Here is a 12878-nt window from a genome sequence, read left to right as displayed (position 1 = left end):
ATTGTTGCACTCAGGACATCCCCCATGAACCTCTTCCGCCTCCTCCAGGCCCGCGCGTCCGCCGGCAAGCCTGTCCGTGTCGCGCTGATCGGTGCCGGCAAGTTCGGCTCGATGTTTCTGGCGCAGGTGCCGCACACGCCGGGGTTGGAGGTGCCCATCATCGTCGATATCGATCGCGACCGTGCCCGTGAAGCGTGCCGCACGGTGGGCTGGAGCGCCGAGCGGATCGCGGCCACCGTCTTCACCGATGATGGCGCACGCGCCATTGCGGGCGGCGCGATGGATGTCGTCGTTGAAGCGACCGGCAATCCCGCCGTCGGCATCAGGCACGCGCGCGCTGCGATCGCGGCGGGCAAGCATATCGTGATGGTCAATGTCGAGGCCGACGTGCTGGCGGGCCCGCTGCTCGCCGAGGAAGCACGGAAGGCGGGCGTGGTCTATTCGCTCGCTTATGGCGACCAGCCGGCGCTGACGGCCGAGATGGTCGACTGGGCGCGCGCCACCGGTTTTCGCGTGGTCGCGGCCGGCAAGGGCACGAAGTATCTGCCGGCCTATCACGACGTGACGCCCGACGGCGTCTGGCAGCATTACGGCCTGACCGCGGGCGAAGCGCAGTCGGCCGGCATGAACCCACAGATGTTCAACTCCTTCCTCGACGGCACCAAATCGGCGATCGAGATGGCGGCTATCGCCAATGCCTGCGGGCTCGACGTGCCCGCGAGCGGCTTGCTGTTTCCGCCCTGTGGCGTCGACGATTTGCCGCATGTCATGCGCCCCAGCGACAAGGGCGGCGTGCTGGAACGGTCGGGCGTGGTGGAGGTGGTGTCGTCACTCGAGCGCGACGGCCGGCCGGTGTTTCGCGATTTGCGCTGGGGCGTCTATGTCGTGCTGGAGGCGCCGAACGACTATGCCGCTGATTGCTTCAGGCAATACGGCCTGAAGACCGACGGCAGCGGACGCTTTGCGGCGATGTACAAGCCGTACCATCTGATCGGGCTCGAGCTGAACATCTCGATCCTGTCGGCGGCGCTGCGGGGCGAGCCGACCGGCCAGCCCTATGGCTTCCGCGGCGACGTTGCCGCCGTGGCCAAGCGCAATCTGCGCGCCGGCGAGATGCTGGACGGCGAAGGCGGCTACACCGTGTGGGGCAAGCTGGTGCCGGCGGCCGCGAGCCTGAAGGCAGGCGCCCTACCGATCGGTCTCGCACATCGCCTGAAGCTGAAGCACGACGTCGCCCATGGCGAGATCGTGCGCTGGAGCGACGTCGAGTTCGACGCTAACAACGAGACGATCAAGACGCGAAAGGCAATGGAGACGGCATTCGCGAAATAGCGGCTAGAACTGCCCCGGTTGAGCGGGTGGACTGGGCCAATCCGATCGCAAATTGTTCGGATTATTCCTTGCGAACAAGTCCTGCCTTATAACGCCGCTCGGGCCCGCATCAATTGATGGTGGCAATCCGCGAACATCACGGGTTGGCGCGACTATGACGCCGGTCCGAACGCCACAATTGGCGGGATAGCCAACGTGTCGGCAGTAAGTTGCAGCACTCGCGCCTGCATTGCTTCCAATTGAGAAGCCAATAATTAGTGACGCTGACAAGGCAATTGATCGCTTCATTCTTGCCTCCTGTAGCTGATCCACGGGAGAGAATTATAGATGAAGTGTAGCTATGCCAAAGCGGTGAATGTTGAACCATGAGTTCGGCTTCTCGATCAAAAGCCGGCATCGGCCGCAGCCCGCGCCATGTCCAACCATATGCGGACTCATGATCGCAGCAGGTTGCGTCCTCTTCGACCACGATGGCCTTGGCTTCGGCCTCCTCGAAATTCTTGCGCTGGTCACAGCGATTGATAGCCCCGAGAAGCCAATGGCCGGGCCGAGCAGTGTCAGGATGGTCGCGAAGGATGACACCGGGATGCTCGTTCTGTTCGTGCTCGCCCAACGTGTCACGTCGATTTGATGTTTTGCGCGCAAAAAAAACGGGTACTGACACACGTGGCATCTTGCACCACGGTCCAACCGTAAGGAGCAATCCATGATAAATCTGAAAATTGTTGGTGCGGTCGTTGTTGTGGCATCTGCCCTGTCCAGCTCTGCTGTACAGGCGCAGTGGTACAACTCCAATCCGGACGCATGCCAAGCTGAATTCGCCAGCTGCACGGGTCTTGGAACGGGGACCACCCCCGACTATCGGGTTCGGCCATCAACTCGGCGAACGGCATATCGCCAGCCGGCAGCGGCGGACGCGACTGTCGGCAACTGGGGCAATTCCTACGCCATGTCGCCCGGCATGTCGTACGGCGAGATGGGCTGGAACGGCAGCTGGAGTACGTATGCTGCCCGCAACGGCATCGTCTGCCGGCCCGGCACCTATTTCAAGGGTAGCGACGGCCTCCAGCATCTCTGCCAGTAGGTCATCTGCTCTGACGTTAAACAGCTCAGGCGGCCCCAAAGGGGCCGCCTGTTTTGTGCTGGCTTGTGGCTCTCGCCGAGAATTAGCATCCAGATCGCGCGGTGGGTGCACGACTGGGTGTACGAACGACCCCGATCTCCGGATCGAGGTCGCGTACCGTCACCAGTGCTTCGAGCGGGCGGCGGGCCTTCGTAGTAACGATCTCTATGGAAGCAGCCGGCTATCTTTGGCTTGCTTGAACCACTTCCGGAACATGTCCTCGGTGTCCATCATCTCGGTGAAGCCGGCGCGGTTGATCTTCACGGTCGAGACGATCGAGGGCGGACCGGACTCGGTCTGGCCGTAGCGCATGCTGTAATCGGCGTATTGGAACGACAGGCCGACGAAGTCGGCGAGGTCCGGCGACACCAGGTCATGCTTGCGTCGCAACGCGTCCCAAGAAGAGACCCAATTGGGAAACTCCTTGGCGAGCGATAGCGGGATCGGCTTGCCGGGCTTCATCTCCAGCGCGTCGGCCGTAAACGGTACGAGAGGCCCACGGAGCCACGGACTTGGTGCGGACGGCCTACGCACCGCGCTTGAAGCGTATAGGCATCCAGAACTGCCGGAGGGCCTCGACGGTTGCTGGAATGTTGCGCCAGGCGTTTTGGATGATGGGCTGCGTTCCCAGCGTGCGCCGGGCCGGGGGTAGCAAGGGTCGACCGGCGTCGTCGATGCAATGGACCAAGATCGGCCGCAGCATAAGGTGTTCGGTTCCATTCGGGGGGAGAAGCCGCGACCAGACGAGAAGCCGAAGCTTCATGACGGCGTAGAAGCCCATGCACCAGGGCTGCGGGTCGACTTCGCCGTCCGGTGATCGCACGAACAGCGGCTCGAAGCTCTCCGGTCTCGTCGACAGCGTCTCGCTGATAGCGTTGTGGCGCATCAGCGTGGCGGCGATTGCCGAGAACTCCTCGGTGTCGTGATTGAAGGCGTCGGGATCTACGCCGAGGAGCGGGCACACCCATTCCTCGGACGCCATCGAGACCGGCCCGGCGACGACCGCGGCCACCGCGCCATCGAGCATGGAGAGCGACGTCGCCCGCGGATGCCGAAGCGTCGGCGACCTGGCGCGCTTGCTGATCCATTGCCCGAGCCGTTCGAACGACATGGCATAGTCCGCCATCGTCGTCTTGCGTGCTTTTCGCGTTCCCCGCCCTTGCTTCGGCTTCGTCATGCCACGGCCCGCTTTTCGGCTTCGCGTGCGGCCTTCCAGTTCCAGGCCAGAAGTTCGTGAAGCTGGTTGGTCTTCGTGGCGCCGCTCACCATGCGATCGAGAACGTCGACGAGATACGCCTCGGGGTCGAGGCCATTCAATTTCGCTGTGTTAAGAAGCGAAGCGAGTATCGCCCAGGTCTCGCCCCCGCCTTCGTCACCACTGAACAACGAGTTCTTTTTTCCGATCGCAATTGGCCTGATCGATCGTTCGACCGTGTTGGTGTCCGGCTCGAGCCGCCCGTCATCCAGGAACGTCGTCAGGCCCTGCCAGCGTTCGAGCATGTAGTCGATCGCCTTGATGAGCGTCGAGCGGCGGGAGATCCCGTCCTTCACCGCGATCAGACGGGCCCTCAACGCCTCCATCAGCGGCTTCGTCTCGGCCTGTCGCGTCGCGCGGCGTTCCCCAGCATCGAGACCGCGGATCCTCTCCTCGATCGCGTAGACGGCCGCAATGCGCTCGATGACCTCCGCGGCGAAGGGTGAGTTCGTCGTCTTGTGCACCCTCACGAAGTTGCGGCGCGCGTGAACGAGACAATACGCCAGCTGGATCTGGCCCGACATCATCGCATCGCCCGCCAGCGAGGCGTAGGCGGCATAGCCGTCGACTTGCAGCACGCCTTCGAAGCCGGCTAACTGCGCCACGATCTCCTTTTTGCCGCGACCACCTGCGAACACGTAGGCGACCGCCGGCGGCGCCGGCCCCTTCCACGCCCGATCGTCCGTCGCGTGCGCCCAGAACTGGCAGATCCTCGTGCGGCCGCGTCCCGGATCGAGCACTGGCATCGGCGTCTCGTCGCAGAACAGCCGCTCGAAGCCGTGCATAGTCTTCAGTTGCAGATCGTAGAGGCCCCTGACCAGCCACGCCGCGCTCCCCATCCAGCGCGCCAGCGTCTGACGGTCGACGACGACACCCTGACCCGCCAGGATCTGCGTCTGGCGATAGAGCGTCGATTGCCAGGCATATTTGGCCGCGGCGATATGCGCGATCAGCGCCGTCGTTGCCATGCCGCCCTCGACGAGCCGCGCCGGTGCCGGGGCCTGGACAATCGGGCCCTCACAGGAGCGGCAGGCGTATTTTGGACGGATCGTGCGGAGCACACGCAGCCACGCGGGAACCCGATCGAGCGCTTCGCTGCTCTCCTCGCCGATCCGATGCATCTGACCCGTGCAGCACGGGCACAGCGTGGACGCCGGCTCGATCACCCGCTCGACCCGAGGCAGATGCGCCGGCAGCGCGCCGATGTTGCGCTTCGCTTTGCGCCGCTCCGGCCGCGGCGCGTCCGGTTTGTCGTCATTGGCCGGGAGCTGTGAGCCGGCGGTCCGTTCCAGATCAAACGCGATCTGTTCGGCGCAGACGATCGCCGCGCGCTCCGATCGTGCGCCGAAGATCAGGCTCTTCAACGTGGCGATCTCTGCGCGCAGATCATCGTTCTCGCCTTCGAAAGCCAGCACCATCTCGGCAAGAGCCGCAGGGTCAGAGGGGAGATCTTCGGGGCGAAGCGCCATATCGCAGAGCTACACGAACGCACTCGCAATCGCCAGCAAAACAAGACGCTTCAGGCAACCTTCGTCGGCCGCTTCGTCACCTTCGGGACCACACGCGACCACTCCGCAAGACCTTCAATCAGCATCGCCAGTTGCGCCCCCGTCACCGGCATCGTACCCTCGCGAACAGGTGGCCAGGCAAAGCCCCCATTCTCCAGCCACTTCGTCGCTAGAACCATTCCCGAGCCGTCAAAAACCAGTAGCTTCAAACGATCCGATCGCTTCGATCGGAAGACATAAACGTCACCGCTGTAGGGCTTGCCGCCTAATCCCTCCGCTACCAGCGCGACAAGGCCATGAACGCCTTTACGAAAGTCAATCGGCTGCGTCGCGACGAACACACGGACCATTGGACCGAAAGAGATCATCGCGTCGATCTCACCGCCGCCAGCACGCGCTCCAGCGTCGCGGCGTCGACGCCGACGGGCACGCGCACCGTCGCGCCCGCGATCATCACCTCGATCCGCTCGGCCGGATCCGTCAGAACATGCGCCTTATCGATCGCGTTCGGCTGCGCCTCGACGGCGGCCTCGAGCCTGACTTGCACGAACTGCGGCGCTTCGCTCGACGCGAGCCGCGCCTGGCGCCGCCACACACTGAGCAGTCCCCGGTTCACCCCGTTGCGTCGAGCCACCTCGGAAATGCTCGTCTCCGGATCGGCACTCTCGGCCACGATCCGCGCCTTCTCCGCATCGCTCCAACTGCGCCGTCGCCTCTCCCCTGTGATCACCTCGATCCGCTGATAGGAGGCGGCATCATGCCCGTCTTGATGTCTGTCTTGATGCATGGAACGAGCGTCCCTCGCGTTGTCAAATCCACGCGCGAGTCTCGCTCATCCCGTCCACCTAAACGAGGTGGGGTCGTCGTACCGCTATCCGTCGGCCACCGCGGGCCAGATGTTTTCCCAGGTGAAGACATCGCCATTGGTGACGTTGAAGGCTTCGTTCTGTGCCGCCTTGGCCTCGCCCGACCAGGCGATCGCGCGCGCGAGGAGATCGACGTCGACGGCCTGCGCCACCCGCGCGGCGCCGCCGGGAAAATCGAGCGGCCTGCCCTGCTCGCGCAGCATCGCGGCATAGACGCCGAGCGGCGGGATCAGATCCATGGCGCCCCCCATGGCGAGGCCGACGATCAGAACGGGGCGCAAGATGCTCCAGTGCCAGGCTTTCCCGGCCTGGAGCTCGCGCAGGAAATTTTCCTGCGCCCAATAAAAGTTGGGCTGCTCGTACATCTCGGAGCGGCCTTCGCGCGCCGGCACCGTCAAGGGGCGGACGTGAACGCCATAGGCTTTGGTGCCTTGCAGCAAGGCGACATGCTTGAGGTCTGGCGCCATCGGCTCGAGCGCGGCCATCAAATTGCGCAACATCAGATCATTGGTCTTGATCTGCTGCGGATCGCGCCAACCATCGACGAGCTGTGGCGCCTCGTAGAGCGCGGCGTAGATCAAATGGGTGGCGCCCTGAAGCTCGGCCGCGGCACGGCGGCAATCGGCTTCGCTGGTAAGGTCGATCGGGACGTGGCGGGCGCCGTAGAGGTGGCGCGGCTTGCGTCGCGACAGCGCCACAACTTCTGAAGGCTCGGATGTGCCGAAGTGTCGCAACGCGGCGTTGCCGACGAGACCGGTTGCCCCAGCGACCACGACCTTTTTGCCCGTCATGCGCGAGCCTCCCTTGTTATTGCCTAATCGCGTAGCAGATCGCTGATGGTTCCGACTTGCGTCTGGCCCGCGTTCGCACTTGCGAGGAAGGCATCAGGCTTGATTATCGCAGGGCGTCCGGTCATCCTTGCTGACGGAACCGCAACGCTCGGCTTCCAGCAACAAGAGCCCATCAGGGCCATTCGGAAACGCTCAAACAAATCTCAACAAGAGAACGTCGATCCTCGACGAAGACAAGACGACAGCAAGATCGTTCCCTGGTCGATGCATCGACGCAATGGAAGGGATGCGCATGAAACGTCGTGATTTTCTGAAGGTGACAGGCGTCGGCCTGGCCGCGAGCACAGCAGTGGCTGCGCCCGCGATCGCGCAGTCGTCGCCCGAGGTCAGGTGGCGCTACGCCACGAGCTGGCCGAAAGCCCTCGATACGCTCTATGGCGGCTGCGAATATTTCTGCAAGCAGGTCGCCGACATTACCGACAACAAATTCCAGATCCAGCCTTTTGCGGCGGGCGAGATCGTCCCGGGCCTGCAGGTGCTCGACGCCGTGTCGAACGGCACGGTCGAGATCGGCAATACCGCGCTTTATTACTATTGGGGCAAGAACCCCGCATTCACGTTCGCAACCGCCCTCCCGTTCGGCTTGAACACGCGCCAGCAGATTTCCTGGCTGCTGTGGGGCGGCGGACAGGATCTCGTCAACGACCTCCTGAAAGAGCACAACGTCTACGGCATCCCGACCGGATCGACCGGCGCGCAGATGGGCGGCTGGTTCAGGAAGGAGATCAAGACGGTCGACGACCTCAAGGGCCTGAAGATGCGCATCGGCGGCTTCGCCGGCACGATCCTCGCCAAGCTCGGCTGCGTGCCGCAGCAACTCGCCGGCGGCGACATCTATCCGGCGCTGGAGAAGGGCACCATCGACGCGGCCGAGTGGGTCGGTCCCTATGACGACGAGAAGCTCGGCTTCGCCAAGGTCGCGAAGTACTACTACTATCCCGGCTGGTGGGAAGGCACGAGCCAGGGCCACAACATCATGAACATCGAGAAGTGGAACGCGCTGCCCAAGCACTACCAGGCGGCGATCGACGCGGCGTCACGCGACACCTTCACCTGGATCACCGGCAAGTACGATGCGGTGAATGCTCCGGCGCTGAAGCGGCTGATCGTGAACGGTGCGATCCTCAAGGGCTTCCCGCAGGAAGTGCTCGAGGCGTGCTACAACACCGCCAACGAAATCTATGCGGACCTGTCCAAGACCAATCCGCATTTCGGCAAGATGCATGCGAGCATGACCGCGTTCAAGAATGACTCGTTGCCTTGGACGCAGGTGGCCGAGCTGAGCTACGACAGTTTCATGGCGCGGATGCGGACCAAGACGTGAGGCGCTGAGCGGCTCACACGACTAAAGACGGAGAAGCCCCGGAGATGCTGCCATCTCCGGGTTTTACGTGCTTTGGTTCTGGTTTCGGACCAAACCTGGTTGTCCCAATCGGCTTCGCAACTGCGAGCGTTCCGACGACGCTTGATTATCGCAAAGCGACCGGTCATCCTGATGGCCGGAACCGCAACGTACGGGATCCACAAAGAGCCCTGAAGGGCCGTCGGACACGCTCACACCTTCACCAAAGACAAGCTCGGTTCTCGGCGAAGCAAAAGACGACACGAAGATCGTTCCCTTAGTCGAGCAATCGGCACAACGGAGGGATACGCATGAAACGTCGTGAATTTCTGAAAGTGACAGGCGCTGGCCTGGCGGCGAGCACAGCGGTTGCTGCGCCGGCCATCGCGCAATCTTCGCCGGAAGTGAGATGGCGGCTCGCCGCGAGCTGGCCCAAGGCGCTCGATACGCTCTATGGCGGCTGCGAATATTTCTGCAAGCGCGTGGCCGAGGCCACAGATAACAAATTCCAGATCCAGCCGTTCGCGTCCGGCGAGATCGTGCCGGGCCTGCAGGTGCTCGACGCGGTGTCGAACGGCACGGTCGAGATGGGCAACACGGCGCTGTATTATTACTGGGGCAAGAACCCCGCCTTCACGTTCGGCACCTCGCTGCCGTTCGGACTGAACACGCGGGCGCATATCTCCTGGCTGCTGTTCGGCGGCGGCACGGAAATGCTCAACGACCTGCTGAAGGAATACAACACGGTCGGCATTCCCACCGGCTCGACCGGCGCCCAGATGGGCGGCTGGTTCCGGAAGGAGATCAAGTCGATGGATGATTTCAGGGGACTGAAATTCCGCGTCGGCGGCTTCGCCGGCACGATCATCGCCAAGGTCGGCGGCGTGCCGCAGCAGATCGCGGGCGGCGACATCTATCCGGCGCTGGAGAAGGGCACGATCGACGCCGCCGAATGGGTCGGGCCCTATGACGACGAGAAGCTCGGCTTCGTGAAGGTCGCGAAATACTATTATTATCCGGGCTGGTGGGAAGGCACCGGCCAGGGCCACAACGTCATAAATCGCGACAAGTGGAACGCGCTGCCGAAGCACTATCAGTCCGTGGTCGAGATGGCGTCACGCGACACCTTCACCTGGGTCACCGGCAAATACGACTACGTCAACCCGCCGGCGCTGAAGCGTCTGCTGGTGGCCGGCGCGATCCTGAAGCCGTTCCCGCAGGAAGTGCTCGAGGCTTGCTACAACGCCGCCAACGAGATCTACGCCGATCTCAGCAAGACCAATCCGCACTTCAACAAGATGTACACGAGCCTGTCGGCCTTCAGGAACGAGTCGCTCGCCTGGATGCAGGTGGCAGAGCTCAGCTACGACAGCTTCATGATGCGGATGCGGACGCGGACGTGAGGCGTTAAGCGAAGCGCAGCGCCACAAACGACGACAGCCCCGGAGATGTCTCCGGGGCTTTTTGTTTCGGGATCAAGAGCGCGATAAGGCGAGAGCCCGAACCACACCAAAGCTGTCATCGCCCGGCTTGACCGGGCGATCCAGTACTCCAGAGGCCCATATTGGAGGGCTCGCTCTCGCCACATCGGCCGCGGCGTACTGGATGCCCCGGTCAAGCCGGGGCATGACAGCTGTGAGTGTGGCGGGCGCTTGCCGTAATAGCGCTCAGTTCTGATCGTCACCCAGCGCGGCAACCAGCTTGTCGTAGTACTTGCCGACCAGATCGATGTTGGCCTTGTTCTCGACCTGCGGCGCCGGCGTCTTCAGCGCTTCGTTGAGCTCATCGAGCGCTTCCTTCTTGTCCTTGGCCGGCACCCCGTGGGTCGGTCAAAATCCCCCGGGTATGGTCACTTGAAACTCCCCCACCTGATGATCGCCGTCAGCGCCGCTGAACAGCAGTAGCCGGTCAGGCAGGACGTTTATGTTCGACCCCTTTAGCCAGCAAGGGGCCGGGGAGTTGAACGTCTTGAAGCGACATCTGCAAAGCACCGTACTTACATTACTTGATCGCAACACCAGCCAGCGCGAGATTCACCGGCTGACGGGTGTCGATCGCAAGACGATCCGGCGTTATCAGGCGCTGCGGGCCGGTGCGGAGGCAAATTCCCCCGGGGAAGTGACCACCGGCTCGGTGAGCGCGGACGGCCAAATTCCTCCACCCCGACCACCGGCTTTTGGGACATCGGAAGCGACGGTCACCAGCAGCCTGGCCCGTTCGGCTTGCGAAGCGCATCGGACGTGGATCGAAGAACAGGTCCGGCTGAAGCGGAACGCGCAGGCGATTTACCAGGACCTGGTTGATCAATTTGGCTTTCCGTCCAGCTACCAGAGTGTCAAGCGGTTTGTGCGCCGGTTGCGGCACGCTGATCCTGAGCAGTTTGATCGTCTTGAGTTCCTCCCCGGCGAGGAAGCTCAGGTCGACTATGGCGAGGGCGCGCCGACGGTTGATCCGAAGAGCGGGCGGTACCGTCGTCCCCGCCTGTTCGTGATGACGCTACGCTACTCGCGGCGCAGCTTCCGGCGGGTAGTCTGGAAGTCCAGCCAACAAGTCTGGGCGCAGCTCCACGAAGAGGCGTTCCGGTATTTTGGCGGGGTCCCCAGCTATGTCGTGCTCGACAACCTGAAGGAAGGCGTCCTCAAGCCGGATTTGTACGAGCCCCAGCTCAACCCGATTTACAGCGCGATGCTGGCTCATTACGCCGTGGTCGCCGATCCCGCGCGCGTGGCCGATCCAAATCGGAAAGGATGCGTCGAGAATGCGATTCAACATACCCAGGGCACTGCGCTGGCCGGACGGCGCTTCGAGACGCTGGAGGCGCAAAACGAGTTCTTGAGGCACTGGGAGGAGAACTGGGCTTCCAAACGCATCCACGGCAGCACGCGCCGTCAGGTCGAGGCGATGTTCCAGGAAGAGAAGCCGCACCTGCGGCCGCTGCCTGTCGCTCCCTTCCGCATCTTCACCGAAGTCGTCCGGACTGTCTGCGACGACACCACCGTACGCGTCGACAACAGCTATTACGCCGCGCGGCCCGCGCCGATCGGCAGCCAGGTCGTCGTGCGCATCTACACCACCACGATCGAGATCCGTGATCGCCACACCCGTGCGCTGCTGCGTGTTCATTCCCGGATGGCGCACCCCGGTTCTGTCGTCCTGCCGACCAGCGAACGGCCGTTCAACCCGTCGCGGCAAACCGCCGTGCTGCTGGCGAGCGCCGAGCGCATCGGACCGCAGACCAGGGCCTTGTGCCAGCAGGTGTTCGACACCGAAGGGCGCCCCGGACAGCGCGCGATGTGGGGCATTGTCGGGCTGGGCCGGAAGTATCCGGCGCGGCTGGTCGAGCAGGCCTGCGCGCACGCCATCGACAACCGCATCTACCGCTACAAGCACGTGCGTGCGACCGTCGAGCGGTTGTTCGAACAGGCGATCGAGCAGGTTGGAGTGACGCCACAGCCGGCATCGCCGCTCACCCAGGATCATCCGCTGATCCGTACCCCCGCGGAATACGGCGACCTCTTCAGCCGCGCTGTGCGGCGCGACGCCGACGACAATGGTCGGCAGGCCGAGGCTCACGACGATCACGCCACGGCAATCCGCGCTCGTGTCGCCTGCGCAACCCCGGCCAACTCCGGCGCCACGAGCGCTCCCGCTGCACCTTCTCACCTTAAACTGGAGACCTAGCCACATGATGACCATGCCGGAAATTGAGCGTTGCCTACGACAGCTGCGCCTGTCGGGTGTCCGCGACACGCTGCAGACGCGCGTGCTCCAGGCGCAGGGCGCCAACCAGCCCTTCCTCGAGACCTTCTCCCTTATCCTGCAGGATGAACTGGACCGTCGTCAGTCCCGTCTTATCGAGCGGCGATACCAGCAATCCGGGCTCGACGAAAAGCTGACGCTCGCCGAGTTCGACTGGTCCTTCAATCCCAAACTGCCACGTCAGACCTGCTTCCAGCTCCACACCCTGGCGTTCATTGCCGCTGGCGAGAACGCTCTGCTTGTTGGCAAACCTGGCACCGGGAAGTCGCACATCGCCAAGGCGATTGCCTATCAGGCGATCCTGCAAAGCCACAAGGTCCAGTATCTTGAGACCGACGACTTCTTCCACCGCTACGCCCTGAACTCTCCGGCACAACGCGAGGTCCGGCTGCGAACCATCATCGACTGCGATCTCCTCGTGCTGGACGATCTATTCCTCGCACGCGCCATCCCCGACGACGCCGGCACTTTGCTGCAGACCCTGATCCATCAGCGTTACAAACTGCGCCGCAGCGTCATCGTCACCTCCAATCGCGTCGTGCAGGATTGGGGGGCATACCTTGGGGACAACACTATGAGCACGACGATCCTCGATCGCCTTATGCATCATTGCCATCTGCTTGAGTTCGACGGACGCAGCTATCGGCTCAAAGAAGCCGCTGAAGCTCTTGCCCGGGAAACAAACTCAAACTAACAGTCCCTTGTCCTGCCTCGCGGGTGGAGGAATTTGACTGACCACACCCGGAGGAATTTGAAGTGACCCGCGGGGGCCGGCATCTTCTTGTCGGCCTGGACCTGCGCGATCTGCGCCTTGATGACGGCTTCGGTGCCGACATATTTCT

General features: G+C 63.0%; 14 protein-coding genes and 1 pseudogene (1 of these 15 running past the window's edge). 7 read left to right on the top strand and 8 right to left on the bottom strand.

What is annotated here, in order from left to right:
• Positions 1-24 precede the first annotated feature (24 nt).
• From J4G43_RS07110 to J4G43_RS07100, 3 genes are all read left to right on the top strand, one after another.
• Positions 25-1332, top strand: coding sequence for an NAD(P)H-dependent oxidoreductase (locus J4G43_RS07110; RefSeq protein ID WP_208084353.1), 1308 nt, complete (start codon positions 25-27; stop codon positions 1330-1332).
• Positions 1333-1768: 436 nt separating this feature from the next.
• Positions 1769-1963, top strand: a complete 195-nt coding sequence (locus J4G43_RS07105) for a hypothetical protein (RefSeq protein WP_208084352.1) — start codon at positions 1769-1771, stop codon at positions 1961-1963.
• Positions 1964-2038: 75 nt separating this feature from the next.
• Entirely contained in the window at positions 2039-2416 is a 378-nt protein-coding gene (locus J4G43_RS07100) for a hypothetical protein (RefSeq protein ID WP_208084351.1), read from the top strand.
• Between the two features lie 204 nt (positions 2417-2620).
• Here the strand turns inward: J4G43_RS07100 and J4G43_RS07095 are convergent, their stop codons facing one another.
• From J4G43_RS07095 to J4G43_RS07070, 6 genes are all read right to left on the bottom strand, one after another.
• Complete coding sequence (locus J4G43_RS07095) at positions 2621-2917, bottom strand: hypothetical protein (protein WP_225004707.1); 297 nt, start codon at positions 2915-2917, stop codon at positions 2621-2623.
• A gap of 64 nt (positions 2918-2981) precedes the next feature.
• Positions 2982-3632, bottom strand: coding sequence for a UPF0149 family protein (locus J4G43_RS07090; RefSeq protein ID WP_063712394.1), 651 nt, complete (start codon positions 3630-3632; stop codon positions 2982-2984).
• The gene (gene tnpC / locus J4G43_RS07085; RefSeq protein WP_035681142.1) at positions 3629-5179 is read right to left on the bottom strand and encodes an IS66 family transposase; all 1551 of its coding nucleotides are present in this window, start codon (positions 5177-5179) and stop codon (positions 3629-3631) included. The genes J4G43_RS07090 and tnpC overlap by 4 nt, the downstream gene beginning before the upstream one ends.
• Before the next feature lie 50 nt (positions 5180-5229).
• Positions 5230-5586 carry an IS66 family insertion sequence element accessory protein TnpB gene (gene tnpB / locus J4G43_RS07080; protein ID WP_018273742.1) on the bottom strand — a complete coding sequence of 119 codons (357 nt, stop codon included), beginning with the start codon at positions 5584-5586 and terminating at the stop codon, positions 5230-5232.
• The gene (tnpA, locus tag J4G43_RS55875; RefSeq protein ID WP_018273743.1) at positions 5583-6005 is read right to left on the bottom strand and encodes an IS66-like element accessory protein TnpA; all 423 of its coding nucleotides are present in this window, start codon (positions 6003-6005) and stop codon (positions 5583-5585) included. The genes tnpB and tnpA overlap by 4 nt, the downstream gene beginning before the upstream one ends.
• Positions 6006-6089: 84 nt before the next feature.
• Positions 6090-6875: an NAD-dependent epimerase/dehydratase family protein gene (locus J4G43_RS07070; RefSeq protein WP_225004705.1), complete on the bottom strand. Its 786-nt coding sequence runs from the start codon at positions 6873-6875 to the stop codon at positions 6090-6092.
• 292 nt (positions 6876-7167) lie between these two features.
• Here J4G43_RS07070 and J4G43_RS07065 point away from each other — a divergent pair, with 292 nt between their 5' ends.
• Both J4G43_RS07065 and J4G43_RS07060 read left to right on the top strand, forming a co-directional pair.
• Positions 7168-8259, top strand: coding sequence for a TRAP transporter substrate-binding protein (locus J4G43_RS07065; protein WP_208084350.1), 1092 nt, complete (start codon positions 7168-7170; stop codon positions 8257-8259).
• Between the two features lie 329 nt (positions 8260-8588).
• Complete coding sequence (locus J4G43_RS07060; protein ID WP_208084349.1) at positions 8589-9680, top strand: TRAP transporter substrate-binding protein; 1092 nt, start codon at positions 8589-8591, stop codon at positions 9678-9680.
• 264 nt (positions 9681-9944) lie between these two features.
• Here J4G43_RS07060 and J4G43_RS07055 read toward each other — a convergent pair.
• Positions 9945-10094: pseudogene (locus tag J4G43_RS07055) on the bottom strand (hypothetical protein); the annotation flags it as partial.
• Between the two features lie 106 nt (positions 10095-10200).
• Here J4G43_RS07055 and istA point away from each other — a divergent pair.
• Entirely contained in the window at positions 10201-11958 is a 1758-nt protein-coding gene (gene istA, locus J4G43_RS07050) for an IS21-like element IS1631 family transposase (RefSeq protein ID WP_100214066.1), read from the top strand.
• Positions 11959-11962: 4 nt separating this feature from the next.
• The gene (gene istB / locus J4G43_RS07045) at positions 11963-12730 is read left to right on the top strand and encodes an IS21-like element IS1631 family helper ATPase IstB (RefSeq protein WP_038952109.1); all 768 of its coding nucleotides are present in this window, start codon (positions 11963-11965) and stop codon (positions 12728-12730) included.
• Here istB and J4G43_RS07040 read toward each other — a convergent pair.
• Positions 12727-12878, bottom strand: partial view of a hypothetical protein gene (locus J4G43_RS07040; protein WP_225004703.1) — the final stretch only. It continues 367 nt past the right edge of the window; only the last 152 of its 519 coding nucleotides appear in the window; the start codon falls outside the window, past its right edge; its stop codon occupies positions 12727-12729. The two genes, istB and J4G43_RS07040, sit on opposite strands and share 4 nt — an antisense overlap.

Source organism: Bradyrhizobium barranii subsp. barranii, assembly GCF_017565645.3.
In the GTDB taxonomy this organism is placed as follows: Bacteria; Pseudomonadota; Alphaproteobacteria; order Rhizobiales; family Xanthobacteraceae; genus Bradyrhizobium; species Bradyrhizobium barranii.
The sequence above is the reverse complement of the archived record's forward strand: the minus strand, read 5'-3'. Positions and strand labels throughout refer to the sequence as shown.